The 21,471-nt window shown below is 60.2% G+C and carries 14 protein-coding genes; 4 read left to right on the forward strand and 10 right to left on the reverse strand.

The window, feature by feature from the left end:
- Positions 1–7: 7 nt before the first annotated feature.
- Complete coding sequence (locus CAG25_RS07065) at positions 8–1,333, reverse strand: APC family permease (RefSeq protein WP_085610891.1); 1,326 nt, start codon at positions 1,331–1,333, stop codon at positions 8–10.
- Between the two features lie 146 nt (positions 1,334–1,479).
- Positions 1,480–2,295 (reverse strand): carbon-nitrogen hydrolase family protein, encoded by an 816-nt coding sequence (locus CAG25_RS07070; RefSeq protein WP_085610892.1) that lies wholly within the window; start codon positions 2,293–2,295, stop codon positions 1,480–1,482.
- A gap of 125 nt (positions 2,296–2,420) precedes the next feature.
- Here CAG25_RS07070 and CAG25_RS07075 point away from each other — a divergent pair, with 125 nt between their 5' ends.
- Positions 2,421–3,221, forward strand: a complete 801-nt coding sequence (locus CAG25_RS07075) for a LuxR C-terminal-related transcriptional regulator (RefSeq protein ID WP_011335770.1) — start codon at positions 2,421–2,423, stop codon at positions 3,219–3,221.
- Between the two features lie 36 nt (positions 3,222–3,257).
- On the forward strand, positions 3,258–4,877 hold the full coding sequence (locus CAG25_RS07080) for an FMN-binding glutamate synthase family protein (RefSeq protein WP_085610893.1): 1,620 nt from the start codon (positions 3,258–3,260) through the stop codon (positions 4,875–4,877).
- A 4-nt stretch (positions 4,878–4,881) separates the two neighbouring features.
- On the opposite strand, the gene CAG25_RS07085 is transcribed toward CAG25_RS07080, so the two are convergent.
- From CAG25_RS07085 to CAG25_RS07100, 4 genes are all read right to left on the reverse strand, one after another.
- Positions 4,882–6,450 (reverse strand): glycosyltransferase family 39 protein, encoded by a 1,569-nt coding sequence (locus tag CAG25_RS07085; protein ID WP_143492871.1) that lies wholly within the window; start codon positions 6,448–6,450, stop codon positions 4,882–4,884.
- Positions 6,447–6,821, reverse strand: coding sequence for a GtrA family protein (locus CAG25_RS07090; protein ID WP_085610895.1), 375 nt, complete (start codon positions 6,819–6,821; stop codon positions 6,447–6,449). Before CAG25_RS07090 ends, CAG25_RS07085 begins: the two co-directional genes overlap by 4 nt.
- 108 nt (positions 6,822–6,929) lie before the next feature.
- Positions 6,930–8,435 carry a glucosyltransferase domain-containing protein gene (locus CAG25_RS07095; RefSeq protein WP_085610896.1) on the reverse strand — a complete coding sequence of 502 codons (1,506 nt, stop codon included), beginning with the start codon at positions 8,433–8,435 and terminating at the stop codon, positions 6,930–6,932.
- A 170-nt stretch (positions 8,436–8,605) separates the two neighbouring features.
- Positions 8,606–10,027: an amino acid permease gene (locus tag CAG25_RS07100; RefSeq protein WP_011335773.1), complete on the reverse strand. Its 1,422-nt coding sequence runs from the start codon at positions 10,025–10,027 to the stop codon at positions 8,606–8,608.
- A 498-nt stretch (positions 10,028–10,525) separates the two neighbouring features.
- On the opposite strand from CAG25_RS07100, the gene CAG25_RS07105 reads away from it, so the two are divergent.
- Together CAG25_RS07105 and CAG25_RS07110 are read left to right on the forward strand one after the other, a co-directional pair.
- Positions 10,526–13,657 (forward strand): transglycosylase domain-containing protein, encoded by a 3,132-nt coding sequence (locus CAG25_RS07105; protein ID WP_085610897.1) that lies wholly within the window; start codon positions 10,526–10,528, stop codon positions 13,655–13,657.
- A 290-nt stretch (positions 13,658–13,947) separates the two neighbouring features.
- Positions 13,948–18,867: an NEL-type E3 ubiquitin ligase domain-containing protein gene (locus CAG25_RS07110; RefSeq protein WP_256575315.1), complete on the forward strand. Its 4,920-nt coding sequence runs from the start codon at positions 13,948–13,950 to the stop codon at positions 18,865–18,867.
- Between the two features lie 64 nt (positions 18,868–18,931).
- Here CAG25_RS07110 and CAG25_RS07115 read toward each other — a convergent pair whose 3' ends face one another.
- The 4 genes from CAG25_RS07115 to CAG25_RS07125 are packed head-to-tail and all read right to left on the reverse strand — an operon-like array spanning position 18,932 to position 21,467.
- Positions 18,932–19,282 carry a CS1 type fimbrial major subunit gene (locus tag CAG25_RS07115; protein ID WP_371857709.1) on the reverse strand — a complete coding sequence of 117 codons (351 nt, stop codon included), beginning with the start codon at positions 19,280–19,282 and terminating at the stop codon, positions 18,932–18,934.
- A complete protein-coding gene (locus CAG25_RS29080; protein WP_371857707.1) occupies positions 19,283–19,432 on the reverse strand; it encodes a hypothetical protein in 150 nt (49 codons plus the stop codon).
- 33 nt (positions 19,433–19,465) lie between these two features.
- Positions 19,466–20,209, reverse strand: a complete 744-nt coding sequence (locus CAG25_RS07120; RefSeq protein WP_085610899.1) for a pilus assembly protein — start codon at positions 20,207–20,209, stop codon at positions 19,466–19,468.
- A gap of 43 nt (positions 20,210–20,252) precedes the next feature.
- A complete protein-coding gene (locus CAG25_RS07125; protein WP_085610900.1) occupies positions 20,253–21,467 on the reverse strand; it encodes a hypothetical protein in 1,215 nt (404 codons plus the stop codon).
- Positions 21,468–21,471 lie beyond the last annotated feature (4 nt).

Genomic DNA, 21,471 nt, shown 5'->3' on the forward strand with positions numbered 1-21,471 from the left:
TGCCTGATCAGGCCGCTTCCTGAAAGTCCATCTCCGGTGGTTGGCGACGGAAGCCACCGGTCAGCACCGCCAGATACAGCACACCAATCGCCAGCCAACTCAGGCCCAGATACACCGCCAGGTGATCGAGGCTGACCATCAGCCACAAGTCCGCCAGCAGACCGATGAACGGGAAGACCAGGAACAGAACCAGTTCGCGCAGACCTTTTTTATCCCCGCCGATCCAGTAGTGAAAAATCACCGACAGATTGACCAGACTGAACGCCAGGAACGCGCCGAAGTTGATGAACGAGGTCGAGGTGGTCACGTCGAGTTTCAGCGCCAGCAACGCGACAACGGCGCACAGCAGGATGCTGTTGACCGGCGTACCGAAGCGCTCGTGCAAGGTGCCGAAAAACGACTTCGGCAACACGCCGTCACGGCCCATCGCGAACAACAGCCGCGAACCGCTGGCCTGCGCCGACAGGCCCGAGGCGAACTGACCGACGATCAGGCCGATCAGGAAGATCGACACGAACAGATCACCGCCGATGTTGCGCGCAATTTCGTAGGCCGCCGAGTCGACACTGTCGAACTGGAACGACGGATGGGCGATCTGCACAAAATAAGAGACACCGACGAAAATCAGCCCGCCGATGAGGGTGATCAACATGATTGCCCGAGGGATGGTGCGGCGCGGATCGCGGGTTTCTTCGGTGAGCGTGCTGACTGCATCGAAGCCGAGGAACGAGTAGCAGGCAATGGCCGCGCCGCTCATGATCAGCGGCATCTGCATGTCGCCGTTGAAGAACGGTTTGATCGACCACAGCGGCGTGCTGGCATCGTCGCCGACGTAATGCACGCACAGTGCGACGAAGGCGATCAGCACCAGAAACTGCACCAGCATCAGCAAGGCGTTGATACCGTTGGCCAGTTTCAGGCCGATGATGTTGATCGCGCTGGTGATGCCGATGAATACCAGCACCCAGATCCACTGCGGAATCGACGGGAACGCCGACGCCAGGTACGCGGCGCCGATCAGCCAGATCGCCATCGGCAGAAACAGATAATCGAGCAGCACCGCCCAACCGGCGATGAAGCCGAGTTTCGGGCTGATGGCCTTGCGCACATAGCTGTAGGCCGAGCCGGCCACCGGGAATGCGGCGGCCATGCGCCCGTAGCTCATGGCGGTGAAGAACATCGCCACCAGCGCCGCCAGATACGCGGCGGGCACCATGCCTGCAGTGGATTGGGCGAGGATGCCGAATGTGCCGAGGACAATGATCGGCGTCATGTAGGCGATGCCGAACAGCACCACCGACCCTGGCGAAAGGGTGCGTTGCAAACGAGCCATGGGCGACTTACTCCGGATTTTATTGGATTTATGGCAGAGGCCGAGTTCGGCGAATGTTTCGGGTGTTGCGTTGTTGTTTTTTGGGTAAGGCTTAAAGGTGCGTGATCGTTCCCACGCTCTGCGTGGGAACGATCAGGTACAACGGGTCAAGGGATCAGCAGCTCACGTACTCCTGAGGCGTGTTCAACCACCTCCCCCGGCAACCTCAACCGCTGATCATCCAGATACCGATAATCCTTGCGCGCCAGCTCCAGCTGAGCGAAATCCAGCTCGACACTGAACCGCCCTTCCTCACGCCCGGCCTCGAACAGCACCGTGCCCAGCGGATCCACCAGCGCACTGCCGCCGGCAAACACCAACCCGTCATCCCCGGCTTCCACACGGTTGACCATCAGCGCAAACGCCTGGTTTTCCTGGGCCCGGGCCATGATCGCGGTGCGGTGGGTCGGGCCGTACGGGTCCATGTTGCCGTTGGTCACGATCAACAACTCCGCGCCCAGTTGCGCCAGGGCCCGGGCCGATTCCGGGAACTCGATGTCGTAGCAGATCAGCAGACCGACCCGCACACCGTTCCACAGGCAGGTGGCGTAACGGTCACCAGCCTCGAACACACCGCGATCCGAGGCCCAGAGATGGGTCTTGCGATATTTCAGGGCGATGCCTTCGGGGGTAATCAGCAGCGTAGTGTTGTAGAAGCGGCCGTTGTCGTTCTCGGCCATGCCGATCACCACGGCGAGGTTGCGTTCGCGGGCGGCAGCCTGCACGGCGCTGACGGTCGGGCCGTCTACCGGCTCAGCGATCTGCGCCACGGTGGCGGCGGTCGGGAACCCCATCAGGTGGGTCTCGGGGAATACGATCAATTGCGTGTCGGCGGCGCAGGCCGCAATCGCCGCGAGGGCGCGTTCGAGGTTGTACGCCGTGTCTTTGTCACGGCCCGCCAGTTGGGCGAGTTCGACTTTCATGGGCAGTCCTTGTTATGAGCGCCGGGTGCCGAAAGATTGCCCGGCGGCTGTCTGTGGGCCAGTATGCTTCGCATTCGATCGGCCAGGGAATTACGCGGCCGGGGTAACCCGATAGGGGTAGAGGCATGACTCTTTCGTTTGACGACATCACCTGGCACCGCGCCGTCGGGCAGTTGATTGACGCCCTCGACAAGCCGAATTTCTGGGCGCAACTGGTACGCCTGCTCGACCAGTACGTGCCGTTCGATAGCTGGGTGGCGCTGCTGTTCAGCGCCGACCGCCACCCGCAGGTGTTCGCCGAATGCCCCGGTGCCGACGGCAGTCCCGATCAGCTGTTTCAGGATTACCTGCGCGGTCTGTACCTGCTCGACCCGTTCTACATCGCCTGCCGCGAGCAGTCGCGCACCGGTTTGTATCGCCTGTCGGAGGTCGCGCCGGAGCACTTCGAACTGACCGAGTATTACCAGCGATACTTTCGTCTGAATGTGGTGGCCGACGAAATCCAGTTCAATTGCCAGCTCGAGGGCGACCGTACGTTGTGCCTGTCGCTGGGCAGCCAGCAACGCTTCACCGGCGAGCAGATTGCCCTGTTGTCATTGATCCAGCCGTGGGTGCTCGGCCTGTTGCGCCAGCGCCTGCCCTATGAAATCAACGAAACCGTGGCATTGGCTCCGGCGCCTGCGCAACCGGACTGGCGGGTGCAGCTCGAGGCGTCGGTGCAGCAGCTCAAGGGCGCGCAGCTGACCGCCCGGGAACTGGACGTCGGGCGCCTGATGCTCAGCGGTTGCTCCAGTAAAGAAATCGCCCGTAAGCTGGAAATCTCTGTTGAAACCGTGAAAGTCCATAAGAAACACATGTACAGCAAGCTGGGGATCAAATCCCAGTCGGAGCTGTTTTCGATCTTTCTGCAGGCGCAGAACGCCTGACTGCCGCAAAAAAACCGTCCGAACCAAGGAAACCGTATGAGCCTGTCACTCCTGAGCCGCTACGCCTTCTTTGCCGTCTGCGTGATGTTCACCCTCGCCAGCCTGCCCTTTCTCGAACACGACTGGCTGTGGCCGATCACCGCCGTCACCGGGGTGCTGAGCCTGATCGGTCTGTTCGACCTGCTGCAGAGCCCGCATGCGGTGCGCCGCAATTATCCGATCCTGGGCAACATCCGTTATCTGGTCGAAGGCATCCGCCCGGAGATCCGCCAGTACCTGCTGGAATCCGACAGCGACGCCCTGCCCTTCTCCCGCGCCCAGCGTTCGCTGGTGTACTCGCGGGCCAAGAATGAAACCGCCGACAAGCCGTTCGGCACCCTGATCGACGTCTATCAGTCCGGCTTCGAATTCATCGGCCACTCGATGCGTCCGGCGCCGTTGAGCGACCCGAGCAGTTTCCGCGTCACCGTCGGTGGCCCGCAGTGCACCCAGCCGTACTCGGCGTCGGTGTTCAATATTTCGGCCATGAGCTTTGGCTCCCTCAGCGCCAACGCGATCCGTGCGCTGAACCAAGGTGCGAAGCTCGGCAATTTCGCCCACGACACCGGCGAAGGCAGCATCAGCCCCTATCACCGCGAACATGGCGGCGACCTGACCTGGGAACTGGGCAGCGGCTACTTCGGCTGCCGTACCAGCGACGGCCGCTTCGACCCGGAACGCTTCGCCGCCCAGGCGCAGACTCCGCAAGTACGGATGATCGAAATCAAGATGAGCCAGGGCGCCAAACCCGGCCACGGCGGGATCCTGCCCAAGCACAAGGTCACCCGGGAAATCGCCGACACCCGCGGCATCCTGATGGGCGAAGACTGCATTTCACCGTCGCGCCACAGCGCGTTCTCCACGCCGATCGAGATGATGCATTTCATCCAGCAACTGCGTGAACTGTCCGGCGGCAAACCGGTGGGCTTCAAGTTCTGCCTCGGTCATCCGTGGGAGTTCATGGGCATCGCCAAGGCCATGCTGGAAACCGGCATCCTGCCGGACTTCATCGTGGTCGACGGCAAGGAAGGCGGGACCGGCGCCGCACCGGTGGAGTTCACCGACCACATCGGCGTACCGATGCGCGAGGGCCTGTTGTTCGTGCACAACACGCTGGTCGGCCTGAATCTGCGGGACAAGATCAAACTCGGCGCCAGCGGCAAGATCGTCAGCGCTTTCGACATCGCCAGCGTGCTCGCCATCGGCGCCGACTGGGCCAACTCGGCGCGCGGCTTCATGTTCGCCATCGGCTGCATCCAATCGCAAAGCTGCCACACCAACAAATGCCCGACCGGCGTCGCCACCCAGGACACCCTGCGCCAGCGCGCACTGGTAGTGCCGGACAAGGCTCAGCGGGTCTACAACTTCCACCGCAATACGCTCAAGGCGCTGGCGGAAATGCTCGCCGCCGCCGGCCTCGATCACCCGTCGCAACTGTCGGCCAAGCATTTGGTGCGGCGCATGTCAGCGACCGAAATCAAACTGTTCTCGCAGCTGCACGTGTTCCTGAAACCGGGGGAATTGCTCACCGGGGAAGTGAACGGCGAGTTCTATTCGCGGATGTGGCAGATGGCACGGGCGGATAGTTTTGAGCCGCAGGATGGGGTGGCTGCCTGAGTGCTTATTGCATGTCGGCGTCCATGGATGCCGGCACAGAATCCGGGGCAAACAAATAAGCCGAAATGGGAGCGCCGTGGATCGTGATAGAGGGCGTGCATCCCTTGGCGAAAAGCGGCCTGTCAGCATGTAAATCGGCGTCTGTGATCCACCAGATCCTTTGGCTATGACAATCCAGAATCGTTACGCCGTCGAGATAGGTATTCATTACTGGATCCTGAATCAGGCTCAAGGCGTTGCGACGGGTGAGTTTCAAGAAGCCATCCATCGATGAGATCTCAAACCTGGGAGCGATGCCGGTGACGTTGAAATAAGCAAATGTCGGGTACCAAAAAGCGTTGGTTACTACGATTTCGTCTCCCGGGCGAGCTTTTTGATTCAATTGCGCCATCAACTGAGAAAACTGGGTGTCTCTGCGTCTCTCGGTTCCATTCAACCCATCTGTTTGCCAATACACCGTACTCAGCCCATGCAATTGCGCAAAGACGAAAAGCGGCAATGCCGCACTCGCCAACATAAAACGACGCGGCCACCAGATGTCCAAAGCGAGCGCCGCAATCATCGGCAGAGCTGGCGCGGTAAAAACCAGATATCGGGGTACAAGCAACGGTAGAAACAAAGAGATCAGGTAAACAGCAACCAGCGGGATAAAGAAATAGCCCACCAACAGAACACTGTATCGTCGCTCACCCTCGTTATTGATAATGGCTGTCACGGCACACGACACCACCAGAGCAAGGGGCATCAGGTGCCATAGACTCGGTTGGGAGATGCCGTCCCCCATTACGGTGAACTGCCAGACTAATGTCATTGCCCCCTGTAAGGTCACAGGCTCGATCCATCCCAAGCCCTCGGTGAGCGCAAGCTGCGATAAGAGGTGAGGTATCCAGGGCAAATATAGAAAAACGATGGCGACATTCGCGACTAACCATTGCTCTCCCGCCATTCTCGTTGCGTAGCGCTGCACTCCGCTTTGCCACCAAAACAGCCAATGCACCAACATGCACAAACCCGCGAAGTAGTGGGTATAAAACGCTGTAGTCATCAACAACACATACCAAGCCGCGAACCTGGTTTGCTCCGGCCTCCTGGCCCAACACACCAACGCCACCGTAGCGCCCATCAACCAGAACCCCAGCAAGGTATACATCCGCACTTCCTGACTGTAACGAACTGAAACCGGCAATAAAGCCAACAGCAATGCAGCCATCCACACCGCCCGGCGTGTGGCAATCAGGCTCATCAACTTGATACTCAGCAGCAACGTCCCGACATCCGCCAGTGCACTCAGCGCACGGGCCGGCAGCGCTCCTTCGCCCCACAGCAGCACCCAGTAATGCAGCAGGACGTAATAAAGCGGCGGATGCACATCCAGCGCCGTCAATGCCCAGATGCGTGTCGGTGTTTCTCGGGCCAGTAACAGACTGTAGGCCTCGTCATACCAGATACTCGGCACATCAATGGCGTAGAACCGGACGAACAGGGCGAGGGATACAACCGCCAGAAGGGCCAGTCTGTCGATCCTCAAGGAAGTGAACCCGGCGGAGGCGGCAACACTCGCAAGGCTTTTCATGCCTGACGCCCACGAAACAATACAAACCGGAAAAAGCAGTACCCCAGCAACAGATCCAGCAGTGAAAACACCGACACCGTCACCAGTCCGGGCAGACTCCATGCATCGGCGATCACACCTGTGCCGTAACTCAACGCCCCCATCACGCTGATAAACATCAGGTACGCCAGCACCGACGTTCCGGTCTCGAACGTGTAGAGCGCGTTCATGTAAAACGCGAAGGATGCGGCGATGCAAAACGCAGCGAAGTTGCTTGCCGCCTGATCGAGCTGAACCGCACTGGTCAGTACGAAAAAAACCTGCCAGTGGACCAGCGTTGCGGCGAGGCCGATTGCCGTTTGGGCGGGAAATCCTTTCCACAAGATCCTCATCGTCAATCCTTGCTGTCACTGCAACGGGCGGAGCTTTCACGCTAGGGCAAGGTACGGGTGCGGTCTACTGTCAGAAATTACAGGTAGGCGCTGGTTTCTGACCAACGGTCACCATTGCAATAACCGCCCGTGGGGCGGCTCTTTCATGACGATGAAGCCGTAGTCGCCGATCAGGTAGAGGCGGTAATAAAGGCTGTCCACCAAGGGTGGATAGCCCATCAGACCGGCGTGGGTCGCGTTGCGTCGTTCGCGTTCTGCAACCACATTGGTGATGCCCGCCGATGGCAGGGTTTCGGCGAGCATGAAGTAGTCGATGTTCAGCAAGTAACGCAGCACCGGCAGTTGTTTGAACGTCCCTTCCGCCCCCGCGAGCCAGCGGTCGGAGTACGTCACCGAGAGATAAATCCGTTTGGCTTCGCGCAGTTCTCGATGGGACGAGATGTCGTGGCTGAGGCTGTAGAGCGCACTGCTGGCGAAGGTTTTTTCCATCGTCAGCACCCGGCCATAAGCGAAGGACAGCGACAGCGTGGCCAGAAGCGGAATCGCCAACACCAAAGGCAACCGTTGATGCAGCGGCATCAACCCCAGCCAAGCCAGATAGAACAGCAGCATCAACAGCACGCCAAACCCCATCAGGGTGCGTGCGCCTTCGTTGAAATCGCGAAACAGCAGGGTCATGCCCGGCACCAGCAGCACAACCAGCGGCAATGCCAGCAGGCAACTGAAGCTCAGGAGCAAACCCTTGGCGCGCGGCATTTCGCGCTCGCGCACTTGGCGCCCCAACTGCACGGCGCCGAAGACGGCGCACAGCACCAACACAATACAAACCACCGTGTAGCCGCCGTGAAACAGCAGCGCAACCTTCTCCATCACCCGACCGATATTGACGCCGATCTGCAGCAACGGGTCAGCGCTCGGATTCAGCAATTGCGTGCGTCCGGCGTCAGTGAATGGATAGGCCGTGACGCTGTAGATCAGCACCGCCAGCAGCATTTGCGCCAGCCGCCAACCTGACCGGTGCTTGAGTTCATCCCACGGCACTTGCCGATGAACATTGCGCAGCAATTCCAGGCAGCACAACCCGAGAAACACATTCAGGCTGATCTGATACAACCCGATCGCCAGCGCCAGCAACACCGATGGCACCAGCCATCGCTGAATGCGTGAAGCGCCGCAAAAGGTGATTGCATAAATCACCGCGACCAGGCTCAGGGCCATGCCGGCGCCGTCGTATTGATAGGACAGGTTCTGCAACAGGAACGGGTTGTACCAGAGCGGCAACGGCACCAGACAACAGGCCAGCGTCGGTTCGGGAAAATAGTGGAAGGTCAGCCGGGTCAGAGCGAACGACATCGCTACGGTGGCGAGCAACAGCGGCAGTGGAAAAATATTCGGCGCAGCGCCGGTGAAGCTCAGCGCCTGATACAGCCAATCCATGAACAACCGCCCCTGCCCCGCCCAGGCGTTGCCGGCAGCGAGGGTGCGCCAGTTGTCGTCGATGTAGGGGAAATCGGCGAGGATCAGCGGCAGGATGTACAGCAGCGTGGCGAGCAGGAAGAACAGCACGACCTGACGGCGGCCGAGTTCTCTTACGAGAAAATCGCTGATCCTCATACCTGCGCCTCTTTTCACGGCTGCGCGGGAAACAACGTAGATAAACCTTCGAACATGACTCTGAATCAGAGGTCGTTTTTTGCGCTGATTTCAGACCAGCGGCATCAACTCACCCCCATGAAAAAGCCCCGGACTTTCGACCGGGGCTTTCAGGTTTCAGCGACAACGAATTACGAAGCCGAACGCATCGCGCCCTGTACCGAATCCTTCGGTTGCAGCTTGAACACGTAGAACAACACGGTCAGCAGCACCAGGAACGCCGGGCCTACATACAGCGCCACACGAGTATCCGGGAAGTACGCCATCAAGCCGACCACCAGCACCAGGAACGCCAGCGCCAGATACGAGCTGACCGGGAACAGCCACATCTTGTACTTCAGGCCCGCACGTTCGCTGGCGCTCAGGCCTTTGCGGAATTTGAGCTGGGCCAGCAGGATCATCACCCAGGTCCAGATCGCGCCGAAGGTGGCAATCGAGGTCACCCAGACGAAGACTTTTTCCGGCACCAGATAGTTGAGCAGCACGCCCAGCAGCAAGGCGAAGATCGACAGCAGCAACGCCCGACGCGGTACGCCGTTGCTCGAGGTGCGAGCGAATCCGGCCGGCGCCTGGCCGTTCTGCGCCAGGCTGTAGAGCATGCGCCCGGTGCTGAAAATGCCGCCGTTGCACGACGACAGTGCAGCGGTAATCACCACGAAGTTGATGATGCCGGCGGCGGTCTTGATGCCCAGACGCTCGAAGGTCATCACGAACGGACTGCCCTGGGTGCCGATTTCGTTCCACGGGTAGATCGACAGGATCACGAACAGCGCGCCGACGTAGAACAGCAGGATCCGCCAGAACACCGAGCCGATTGCATTCGGGATGGTCTTCTGCGGGTTCTTCGCTTCACCGGCGGTCAGGCCGATCATTTCCACACCGAGGTAGGCGAACATCACCATCTGCAGGGACATCAGCACGCCCGTCACGCCGTTGGGCATGAAGCCGCCGTGGGCCCACAGGTTGGAAATCCCCAGCGCCACGCCGTCATTGCCGAAACCGAAGGCGATGATGCCGATGCCACCGAGCACCATGGCGATGATGGTGACGATCTTGATCAGGGCGAACCAGAACTCGAATTCACCGAAGGCCTTCACCGCGATCAGGTTGATCGAGCCCATGCTGACCAGCGCCGCCAGCGCCCAGATCCAGCGCGGCACATCGGGAAACCAGATGCCCATGTACACCGCCACCGCGGTGATTTCGGCGACGCAGGTTACCAGCCACAGGAACCAGTAGTTCCAGCCGGTGAGAAAGCCCGCCAGCGGGCCGAGGTAATCCTGTGCATAGCGACTGAAGGAGCCGGCAACCGGGTTGTGCACGGCCATTTCGCCGAGGGCGCGCATGATCACCAGGATCGCCAGACCGCCGATGATGTACGAGAGCATGATCGCCGGGCCGGCCATTTCGATGGCCTTGGCCGAACCGAGAAACAGACCGACACCGATACAGGCGCCGAGCGCCATCAGGCGAATATGCCGTTCACCAAGTTCGCGTTTGAGCGGACCGCCTTGAGCGGTTTCGCCATGGGGCGGGTGATTGCCGACTGGCATGGGGGAGTTCCTCGTCTTGTTATTGGATGTGACCACCGAGTGTTCAGACGTCGGCCGATAAGCCTGCGCCTGAGGAAAACCGGCCCTTCTTCGTGGGCAGGACCGTCCCGCAGAAGCAACCTGCGGGATCAGCGGGGCGTGCAGTATAAAAAGCTTGCGACAGGTTTTTTCACTCTATAAGGCATCTGATTCAGACTTAAACCTCGTCTATTGCGAGGTTTACGAGACAAACCATCCTGCATTTCGAGGATTATTCACGGCGCAAATGGGCGCCGAGTATTGCACAGCAATGGTGCAACGTCATGCCGCGACCAAAGTCGCAGCTGCCTCAGGACCTCTCTGTTCCGGACTTTTCAGGCCTGCGATCACTTGCCGGAGGGTTGCAGTCGGATGTGCAGATTTGTTCAGGGTCCCGCCTTCACAATTTTTTCACCCGCGCCAACCACCGACTAAGCTTCAGACAAGTCCGATCAATCTGCGTGAATGGATCAATCGACTATGGGCGCTTTGTGGCAAACCGATTCGAGTGAAAAAGTGGTTCCGACTGAACGTGTGGATGAAGCGCCTTTACCTGAAAAACCCCGCCGCAACCGGCACGGGTGGAAGGCTTTCTGGCTCCTGGTGGTGATCATCGCGATTGTCGTGGGCCTGGCCGCGATGAAGGAAATGCGCACCTCGCGTTTTCAGTCCCGCGAAGTCAGCCAGTACGCCGCCAAACTCAAGTACGAATTGCAACCGGGGCCCAGCGAAGCGATCCGCTATCCGGGCAACGGGCCGTTCGACCTGCGCCTGGGCTACAGCTCGCTGGACGAGTTCCTGCCACGGCTGCTCAAGCGCAACTACGTGATCACCGAGCAGACGCGCTTCTCCCCGGCCCTGCTCAATTACACCGACAAGGGCTTGTTCGTGCCCTACTCCGAGAAGATCCAGGCCGGGCTGTCGATCACCGATTGCCGCGCAGCGCCGTTGTATCAGTACAACTATCCGCAGCAGCTGTACGCGAGTTTCGATTCGATCCCGCCGGTGGTGGTCAACAGCCTGCTGTTCATCGAAAACCGTTTTCTGCTCGACCCAAAGCAACCGCTGGCCAACCCGGCGGTGGACTGGCCGCGCTTCGGCATGGCCGCGTGGTCGCAGGTCGCCAAGTTGCTGCACTTGCCGGGGCAGTCGGCCGGTGGCAGTACTTTGGCCACGCAACTTGAGAAATACCGCCACTCGCCTGACGGCCTGACGGTGTCCGGCGCGGAGAAGATTCGCCAGATGATTTCCGCCAGCGTGCGCGCCTATCAGGGCGGCCCGGACACCTTGCCGGCGCGGCAGAACATCATTCGTGACTACCTCAACAGCGTGCCGCTGTCGGCGGTGCCGGGACATGGCGAAGTGCACGGCATGGCCGAGGGCCTGCGGGTCTGGTACGGCGCCGATTTCAACGAGGCCAACCGCAAACTCTCCAGCTCGGCGACCGATCCGCAGTCCATGGCGGACAAGGGCCTGGCCCTGCGCGAAATGCTCTCGCTGATGATCGCTCAGCGCCGTCCTTCGCATTACCTGACCAAGGGCCGCGAGGAACTGGTCGAACTGACAAACAGCCACCTGCGCCTGCTCAAACAGAACGGTGTGATCGACGCCGCCCTGGCCGATGCCGCGCTGGCCAGCACCATCAGCTATCGCGACTGGCAGACCCAGCCGACGATTCAACCGATCGAGACCAACAAGGGCATCAGTGTCGCCCGCAGCCGGTTGGCATCGATGCTCAACCGTCCGCTGTACGACCTTGACCGCCTCGACCTCTCCGCCACCAGCACCCTGCAAGGCGAGCTGCAAACCCAGGCCACCGCCTATCTGAAACGACTGGCTGACCCGGCCTATGCGACCGAAGTCGGCCTGATGGGCGAACGCCTGCTGACGCCCACCAGCACTACTCAGGTGCGTTACAGCTTCACCCTGTTCGAGCTGACCCCGGACGGTTCACGTGTGCGGGTGCAGACCGACAGCACCGATCAGCCGTTCGACATCAACGAAGGCAGCAAACTGGAGCTGGGCTCCACGGCGAAAATGCGGGTGCTGACCACCTACCTGCAAATCATCGCCGAGCTGCATGACAAATACGCCGCCATGAGCGTGCCGGAGCTGAAGAAAGTCGAGGTCCCTGAACAGGATCGCCTGAGCCGGTGGGTGGTCGATTACCTGATCCAGAACAAGGATCGCGATCTGTCGAAATTGCTCGGCGCAGCCCTTGATCGCAAATACTCGGCCAGTCCCGGCGAAGCTTTTTTTACCGGTGGCGGGCTGCACACGTTTCATAACTTTCGCAAGGAAGACAACGGCCGCCTGCCGACCCTGCGCGATGCCCTGCGCGAATCGATCAACCTGCCGTTCATTCGCCTGATGCGCGATCTGGTGCGCTACACCACCTACTCAGGCCCCAACAACAGCGCCGAGCTGCTCAAGGACGACCGCGACCCAAGACGTCAGGAATACCTCGCCTCGTTCGCCGATCGCGAGGGCACCTCGTTCCTGCTCAAGTTCTGGAAGAAGTACCGCAACAAGGACACCCAGGCCCGGCTCGATACCTTCCTCGACAGCATGCGCCCGACCCCGATCCGAATGGCCGCCGTGCACCGTTACCTGCTGCCCAACGCCAGCCAGGAGGACTTCAACACCTTTGTGCGCTCGCACCTCAAGGGCGTAAAAATTACCGAGAAACTCACCGACGAACGCCTGGAGCGGCTCTATCTGGCCTACGGCCCCGGCACCTACGACCTGCCGGATCAGGGCTTCATCGCCAAGGTTCACCCGCTGGACCTGTGGATGATCGGCTACCTGCTCAACCACCCCGACGCGACCTTCAAGGACATCGTCAAGGCCAGCCAGTTCGAGCGTCAGGAAGTCTACAGCTGGCTGTTCAAGAGCAGGCACAAGGGTGCACGTGACAGCCGCATCCGCACCATGCTGGAGATCGAAGCGTTCCTCGACATTCATCAGCGCTGGCAGAAAGTCGGCTACCCGTTCGATCACCTGGTGCCGTCGCTGGCCACCGCCATCGGCAGCTCCGGGGATCGCCCCGCCGCATTGGCCGAACTGATCGGCACCATCCTCAACGACGGTGTGCGCATGCCGACCCTGCGCATCGACAGCCTGCACTTTGCCGCTGGCACGCCTTACGAAACGAAACTGGTCAATGATCCTCATGTGGGCAAACGGGTGATGCCGTCCGAAGTCGCCACGGCGATGCGTGAAGCGCTGTCGCAAGTGGTGGACTCGGGAACCGCCAAACGTGTTTCCGGCAGTTTCAAACTGGCCGATGGAACACCGCTGACCATGGGCGGCAAGACCGGCACAGGCGACAACCGGATCGAAGCGATTGGCTCCGGAGGACGGATTCTCAGTTCGAAATCGATCAACCGCACGGCGACCTTCGTGTTCTACATCGGCGACCACCATTTCGGCACGCTCACAGCGTTCGTTCCGGGGCGCTCGGCGGAGAACTTCAAATTCACCTCGGCCCTGCCGGTGCAAGTGCTCAAGGGCATGGCACCGATCCTGATGCCGTACCTGCAACCGGGCAGCGACTCGCAGTGCCTGCCCCCTGCAAACACAGCGGTGGCGGCACTGAGTACGGGCACTTGAAACGGATTCAAAGCCGGGGTGTTATTTATATGTTTTATACATATCAATATTTAATGGATCCGCGATAAACCCCAGCATTCCCAAACAGGCTTTTGAACTAATCATTCCGAGTCTTGAACGTTAGTCTGAAAACTCACGACTTATTCAAGGCTTCACCAATGACTGCAATAAATGAATACAAAGGGCAACATTACGAATTGATAAAATCGCGTATCGACGCTGTTTATCTTGATATGCGCTGGCATCGAAACAATGCATTGCGACATGTTTCGCTGCATCGTCATATGTGGATGACCGATTTGCCGGCCAACCATGCCGAACGCCTGGACAGCGCCAACAAGAAGGCCTGGAGCACGCAGAACAAGGTTGACCGGATACTGTCGCGTTTGCAGGACATTCGTGCATTCGCCGAGCCATTGTTGCGGGCAAAGTTGTTTGAGCAATACAAAATCAATGTCGACGTCGAAAACACCTGTTTGCGACTGTATGTCCCCAAGGAAAGCAGTTGGTGGGTGATTCAAGTTTCAAAAGGATATAGCGCAAGAACCGTGTCGCTCCTCGATGCGGCCCTTCATAACTTCGCCTATGACGAAACATTCGCAAAAGACTCGGCTTTCGTCGTCAAGACCGATCCTGCGCGCGACCTGTTCGATGTATCACCGATCAATAGCCGGATCAGTGTCAGCCAGTTTCAGGCGCTGTGCCGCGAACTGGACATCGGCGCGCAGTACAAGGCCCACCTCGAAACGTTCCTGCTCGAGCGGGACCCGGTCTCTGTTGCCTATCTGAAACTCCAGGTCCAGCGCAGCCAGCAATCGGCGCTCAAGGCTGCCGCGCACATCGCGCTGGCGAAAAACGACATCAGCCGTCAGGGGCACGCACTGGTCCGCGAACTGCTCGAAGGTCGGCAGCAATTGAAGCTCGATCAGCAATCCATGCAGCTCTGCGATCTGGGCATGATGGACCTCACGCTCACCGGGATCCTGATCATCAGGCCCGATCCCGATACACCGCAGCGCTCACAGAAAATGATCGCCTATGTACCTCACGACCCCGAGCATCCGCTCAAGGAATACCCGTCCATCCCGGATTTCATGAACGAACTGAGCCGGCAACTGCGCGACAACAACGTCCTGCCATCGACCGGCATGAGCTACCGTCAGTTCTTCAGCCAGTTTGTCGATCACGAACAACGCGGACATTTTTTCGCCGATCTCGAGCAACGTCTCACGTACGTCAAGTGGTACCCGAGGGAGCCGGGCGATCCGCGGCCGTCCTGGCGCGAAACTCCGGTGAGCAATCCCCAGTTGCAGTTCAGCGCCCCGCCGATCAACCAGCCGCTGTGGACTCACCTTTACCAGCAACGACTGAACAAGATTCTCAATGACGCCCGGGGCATCGCGGTGCCCACTGCCGACGCGGACAGTCAGGCGCGCTGGGCCTGGTGGGAAAACTTCAAGAAAATCGCTTCGGATATCTTCAATGCAGCGCTGCTGGTGATGACACCTTTCGTACCGTTTCTGGGCGAACTCATGCTCGCCTATACCGCGTACCAGCTTACGAACGAAGCGGTCGAAGGCATGGTGGACCTGGCCGAGGGGCATTTCGCCGAAGTGGGCGAACATGTGCTGGGGGTGGTGACCGACGTCCTGCAACTGGCGGCATTCGGCGCCGGCGTGACGATCGGCAACACCTTTCGCCTGAAGCTTTCACCGCTGATCGAAGGGATGAGGCCCGTGCGCTCGTTCGACGGCAAGACCCGCCTCTGGCACCCGGATCTCACACCCTATGAGCAACCGACACTGGCACCGAACCCGACATCGAAACCCGACACCCTCGGTCTGCACCAGGTCGCCGGCAAAACCGTCCTGCCCCTGGAGGGCAAGCATTACCAGGTGCTGTACGACATCTCCAGCGACCAATATCGAATCCTGCACCCGACGCGCTCACAAGCCTACGCTCCCCAATTGCGCCACAACGGCCTGGGTGCCTGGGTCCACGAAGGCGAACGGCCCCAGGACTGGGAAGGATCAACCCTGATGCGACGGATCGGGCATTCCGTCGATGACTACACGCCCGCCGAGCTGGAAACACTGCGCCGCATCAGCGGCACGCCGGACGACTCGTTACGCCGGATGCATGTCGACAACGCCGCTCCGCCACCGCTGCTGGCCGACACCGTCGCCCGTTTCGATACCTGGGATCGAACCCGCGGTGCGAGCCAGCTCGTGCGTCACGGGCAACCCTTGCCCGCCGACTCCTACTGGTTTGAAACCATCGCGGCGAACCTGCCGGGATGGCCAGCGGATAAAGGGCTGAGAGTCTTCGAGCAAGCCGACCTGACCGGCAGCCACCGCCAGTACGGCAACGCCGCAGCGCCCTCCGACAAGATGCTGGACATCAGTCTTGCCGACCTGATGGCTGGCCGGCTGCCGGAGCGTCTGCCCGGTTTTCTGAGTGAATCCGACATGACCGCCGTGCTGGGCAGACATTACCCCCAGGACTTGCAGGTCCAGGCGCTGCGCAATCGGATGGCGCAAGCCGTCGAGGCGCGAACCCCCGAGATTTTCGATTACGAGTACCGATTCAGGAACCGCTCCGGCAATCCGCAGGTGAATCTGCTGCAGCGCCGACTCCCGCAACTGCCATCGGCGGTCGCTCAGCCCCTGCTGGAGCAGGCGACGCCCGCGGAACGACAGCTCATGTCCGAACAGCAGCGCATTCCCCTGCGCCTGAAGAACCTGGCCCGTGAAAGTGCCTTCGAAGCGCGGGCGGCCCGTGCCGTCGAAGGCCTCTACGAACCGGCATTGCTGGTGCCCGATACCGAGCGCCTGGCTCTCAATGCCCTGCGACTGCATGTCGACGCCTTCGCCGACTTGCGCATCGAAGTACGCGACGGCACCACTGAAGGACCGCTGCGTTGCCGTGCCGGGGCCGAAGACGCGACCAGCGTGCGAATCCTGGTCAGGGACGAGCATGGCCGCTATGAGGTGCACGATGGCGAGAACAGGCTGCTCCACGGTGCCGACAGTCTCTATGAAGCCGTCCTGTCAGCCCTGCCGGTGACAAAACGCAACGCACTGGGCTATCGCCCGGGGCAAGGGGAACTGTTCAGGCAATGGGTGATGGCCAAGGCGCATAAACCCGCCGAGCGCCGGACACTGCTTGCCCGGCCGCCCCTGCGGGCGTTCGTGCCACGGCAGACCGAGCTGCTGGTGCAGGGCAAGGGGCTGTCCAAGGTACGCTGGCCGTTCACCGAGAAAACCGTCGAAACCAAGGTGCAGGAACTCTATCCGCACTTTGACCGGGGCGAGGTGGCTGCCTTCACCCGTTCGTTGCAGGCCAAGGGCGATCCCCACCAGGAAATCGAACGCCTGAAGCTTGAGCGGACAAACCTGAGGAACACCCTGGAGAACTGGCGCCAACGCTATCTGAGCGGATTCGAGCCGGACGACGCCGGCCGCCTGCCCGACGCCTACTGGGAGTTCGAGCGCAAGGGCGGTCGGCTGATCATGGAGCGTCTGGTGGATTGCTTCGACAGGATTGGCGAGGTGTTCGGCGAACGCGGCACCCGTCTGGAGGACGGTTACACCCTGGACCTGTCCTCACAGCTACTGCCGCACAATCTCGAACGCTGGTGGCCACCCTTGCCGGAACTCAAACCGTATCTGGAACAAATCACGACGCTGAGCCTCGATGCCCAGCAGTTCTCGTCCGGGCCAGGGGGGCTGCTCAAGAACTTTCCCAATCTGCAGCAACTCAGTGCCAGGAACTGTGGCTTGCGAAGCCTGCCCGAGAACATCGGCAATATGACGCAGCTCAGAACCCTGCGACTCAGTGACAACATGATCGAGCTGACGCCGTCCGCCATCGAGCAGATGCAGAGACTCGAACGCCTGGAAATCCTGCGACTGGACAACAATCCATTGGGCGACCCGCCGCCCGTGCAGCGCATGCCCTGGCTCAAGGTCCTGAACCTGTCCAATACCGATCTCAAGGCCTGGCCGCCCGGGGTATTCAGTCTTGCCCGACCGAAGGGCTTTTTCCTCGATCTGCGCAGAAATCGGCTGCGTTCCATACCCGACGTCGCCCCAGGCTCGGACAAGGCCCTTCTCATCGCCCGTACCCGAGTCGACCGGGAAAAACTGCCGCCCGACCTTCGCATGACTTACGAACAGTACCGGGAGTCCGTGGGGTTGATGCCTGCCGTCAAGTATCGGTTGCCTGCCGCAGATCTGCTGGAGAAATGGACGCCCGACGAAGATGCATCGCTGTACAGCGAATCACCCGGCATCGGTATCCACCGCGCAGAGGATTGGCATGAACTGATTAACGAGCCGGATTCCGAAGGTTTTTTCAAGGTCATCCAGGACCTGACCCGTTCCGCCGACTACCGCCAGGGGGGACGCGCTCGCGCACAACTGACCGACCGCGTATGGCGCATGGTGGACGCCATGACACTCGACCCGATGCTGCGCGAAGAACTGTTGCTCATGTCCACCGAACCGGAGGGCTGTGAGGACGCCGGCGCCCAACTGTTCAACAACATGGGGGTAAAAGTGCTGGCCACGGAAGCCTTGAGCTTCTCCACTACCCTCGCCGAAACCGAATCGCGACTGGTGACGCTGGCCAAAGGGTCGGCGCGCCTTGAGCAAGTGGGTGAAATTGCCCGTGCCGATATCAAGGCACGTGGGCCGGACAGCAACCCCGATCAGGTCGAGGTGCATCTGGCGTATGAAACCGGACTGGCCAGGCGTCTGGATCTGCCCTGGCAGTCCGAGGCCATGAGGTTTCGCCCGGTGGCAGGCGTCACTGACGAGGCGATCGACAAAGCCTACGGGAAGATCATTGCAGCCGAAGCCGGCGACGGGCTGGTCAATCAAATGATCGAGCAACCGTTCTGGGATCGCTATCTGCGCCAGACCTACCCGAGCGATTTCGCCAGTAATACAGCGCTGTTCCATGACCGGCTGGAGCTGCTGTCATTGCGCCGGGAATGGCAGCGGGCACCCAGCCAAAGCGAGCAGCAGACCCTGTTGAAAAGCCTGGTGAGACTGGCGGACAAACTGTCCATCCCGCTGGACCAGGTCCTGACGGAGGAGCCATTGACCGATGCCGTCTACGAGAGCCTGCAACGCGACATCGGTTACGAGGAAAAGGGACTGAGCAGACGCCTGACCCGCGAAGCCATGGCCCGGGCCGGGATCTGATCTTCGACCGGTGTACGTGAGGCAAGCGCGCAATACCCTTCGCAACGCCATGCCAGGCCCGGGATCACGCTCCCGGTGCCCTGGCATTGAACAGCAGCATCACGGTGCCGCTGTAATCCCCCGGCCGGAATCCTCCGGTCGGTTTCAACGGTTCTATCTCCAGCAGCACTCGCTTGCCCACCGCCGCCTCCTCCTGTGACAGCACGAGTCGGGAAGGCACTTCAGGCCCGAGCACTACGCCATTGAAAGTGACCTTCAGCCAGATGTCCTCGCTCGACCTGCCGTTCGACAGATGCGCAGGGCTGTCCAGACGTGCCTCTATAGCGCTGGAGTCATGCCGCACATCGAAGTGCTTGCTCAGCGTGCTAAGCGTCTCGCTGCCGGGATTCCAGACCAGGCGCTGGACCCGGTGGATTCAGTCCGGTTCGGCGGGCACGATATAGAACGGCCGACTTGGAATCGTCAGGGACACCTCGAAAACGTGTTCCTCGCGGGCCCCCCATGTCGGGTGACTGGTCAGTGCGGTGATTGCCATCAATGCAAGGACGGCACATTGCTTGTTCATGTTCTTTACCTGCCGCGTCAATGGAAACCGCCGTCAGCGGCTCGTCACCCTCAAGTCTTTTTTGCTGTCGCCTTCGATCAACTTGAAGCGGTACTCGCGGCCCTTCTCCTTGTCGAAGGCAAACGTCTTGCCGGCCAGGATATGGTGCTTGGTGGTCGCGCCGCAGTCGGTTTCGTTACTCAGGGAACAGCTCTTGAACTCATCGACGATGACCACGGTGTTGCCGCTGTTGCGCAGCTCATAGCGATCGCCCGTTTCATTGACGACGGTCTCGAACCGGGCGTCCCTGGGCCGTACGAAAAAGATCGTGCCGAAACCGGTCATCAGGTTGACCCCGGCCGACAACGCCTCCTTGTAGGCGTCACGCTCCTGCTCGCTCACCACGAATTCATCCTCCTTCTCAGGCACCACCGGCACGAAACGCACCCGGAAATAGCGCTCGCGATCCCGCTCGCCCATGTACAGCAGGCGTGTGCCCTGCATGCCTTTGGTCGGCACGATCAACCGCGCCGGGCTGGCCATGAGGCCATTGCGCGACGCGCCGTCGGTGGCCGTCTCGATCGGGATTTCCTGCGGTTTGCCCTGATCGTCATAGACGATTTCCAGCACGTTGACCTTGACGAAGGCCGTGCTGTCGCCGCTGTTGAATACACGTTTGAGGTAGGTGCTCTTGTCACCATCCAGATAGTCGTACACCGTGCCGACATTGATCTGCGGCCCGGCCAGTGCGGGTCCGCCGAGCAGCCCGAGCAGTGAAAGCAGAAACAGGCGTGTCATCGTCTTCAACCTTTTGAAAGATGTAAGGGGTTGATCCGGAGGGTCAGACTTCCGAGTCCCAGATAATGGTGATGCGCCCCGTGAGCGTGTCGTTGACGCCGGGTCGCAATAGAAACTCGATGTCCCGCTGAGAAATCGAAAAATGCAGGTTGCCGGGCTTGCGGTCCACATAGTGGGTGGGCTGGAAAGGGCCTATCCACAAGTTGTGGTGCAGCGTGCCCGTCCAGCCATCGCCACCACCCGGGCCGACGATTCCCCCCGGCACACTGAGCTTGACGGTCGCCCTGGTGGATCGGCCTGTCGGACTGCGCAAATTGCACTCCTCACCGCCCAGCGAATCGCACGTCATCTGGATCTTGAAGCGTGACGACGCCGAGAGAAAGTAAGGCTGATCACGGAAGATCTTGGTCGGCTTGCGGCCGCTGTCGAGCCAGCTCTGCCAGCCCCCGGCCGGTTCAAGGGTGACCTTGTTGCCTCCCGGTGGCAGATCGACCTTCAGGGTGTGTTGTACATCCAGTACGAAATCCAGAGTCAGGTTGCTGTCGTCCGGGTACATCTGCATGCCGAGATCGAAATCACCACCGGGACCAAGGGTGTAGGACAACGAGCCGGTATAGAGCCCCGACGACATGCCCAGCGGATTGGGCGTGCGCAGTTCGTAAGCGAAATCCATCGTTCTGAAAGCCATCCCCGGAATCAGGAAAGCCGTTACCTTGGTACAGCTTGCTTCCACCGGCGTTTTCCAGAAAAACCGATACGTCGAAGGCGTGTAGGCACCCACGCCGCTGTACTGACAGGGCGCCGGCGCGTAAACCCAACTGCTGGTGGTCCAGAGTTTTTGATGACCTTCGAGGATGTCCGATACTCCGACCAGATTGGCGGCCGTATCGCTCAGCACAAAATCGGAGCCGATGCCGATGACCCGCACTTCGACGGTTTCGGTTTCCAGGGTGTCCCGGTTGGTGACTGTCAATGGCCTCCAGTTGGCTGGCACCTTCAGTGAAAGCGGAAAACCGGCTGTCATGAAGCGACTGGAAGTGAAACGAATCGGCAACTCGATACTGAACATCTGGTTGTCGACGCATTGATCCGGCCATACCGCGCAATAACCGCTGTTGGGCGTCTGGTTGATGAATACATTTTTGTTCGGATGCGCAGGATCAGGCTGGAACAAGGCACGGATTTCCTGATTCGCCGCCCCTGCCTGCGAGGCGCTCAGCGCCGTCAGCAGCCCCAGCCAACACGTCATCTTTTTCATGGTT

Source organism: Pseudomonas sp. B16(2017) (assembly GCF_002113205.1).
Classification (GTDB): Bacteria; Pseudomonadota; Gammaproteobacteria; order Pseudomonadales; family Pseudomonadaceae; genus Aquipseudomonas; species Aquipseudomonas pharyngis.

Excerpts from the sequence above, each read along its gene's own strand:
- CAG25_RS07065 (WP_085610891.1), bottom strand. The coding sequence starts at position 1,333 with ATGGCTCGTTTGCAACGCACCCTTTCGCCAGGGTCGGTGGTGCTGTTC.
- CAG25_RS07070 (WP_085610892.1), bottom strand. The coding sequence starts at position 2,295 with ATGAAAGTCGAACTCGCCCAACTGGCGGGCCGTGACAAAGACACGGCG.
- CAG25_RS07075 (WP_011335770.1), top strand. The coding sequence starts at position 2,421 with ATGACTCTTTCGTTTGACGACATCACCTGGCACCGCGCCGTCGGGCAG.
- CAG25_RS07080 (WP_085610893.1), top strand. The coding sequence starts at position 3,258 with ATGAGCCTGTCACTCCTGAGCCGCTACGCCTTCTTTGCCGTCTGCGTG.
- CAG25_RS07085 (WP_143492871.1), bottom strand. The coding sequence starts at position 6,450 with ATGAAAAGCCTTGCGAGTGTTGCCGCCTCCGCCGGGTTCACTTCCTTG.
- CAG25_RS07090 (WP_085610895.1), bottom strand. The coding sequence starts at position 6,821 with ATGAGGATCTTGTGGAAAGGATTTCCCGCCCAAACGGCAATCGGCCTC.
- CAG25_RS07095 (WP_085610896.1), bottom strand. The coding sequence starts at position 8,435 with ATGAGGATCAGCGATTTTCTCGTAAGAGAACTCGGCCGCCGTCAGGTC.
- CAG25_RS07100 (WP_011335773.1), bottom strand. The coding sequence starts at position 10,027 with ATGCCAGTCGGCAATCACCCGCCCCATGGCGAAACCGCTCAAGGCGGT.
- CAG25_RS07105 (WP_085610897.1), top strand. The coding sequence starts at position 10,526 with ATGGGCGCTTTGTGGCAAACCGATTCGAGTGAAAAAGTGGTTCCGACT.
- CAG25_RS07110 (WP_256575315.1), top strand. The coding sequence starts at position 13,948 with ATGACCGATTTGCCGGCCAACCATGCCGAACGCCTGGACAGCGCCAAC.
- CAG25_RS29080 (WP_371857707.1), bottom strand. The coding sequence starts at position 19,432 with ATGAACAAGCAATGTGCCGTCCTTGCATTGATGGCAATCACCGCACTG.
- CAG25_RS07120 (WP_085610899.1), bottom strand. The coding sequence starts at position 20,209 with ATGACACGCCTGTTTCTGCTTTCACTGCTCGGGCTGCTCGGCGGACCC.
- CAG25_RS07125 (WP_085610900.1), bottom strand. The coding sequence starts at position 21,467 with ATGAAAAAGATGACGTGTTGGCTGGGGCTGCTGACGGCGCTGAGCGCC.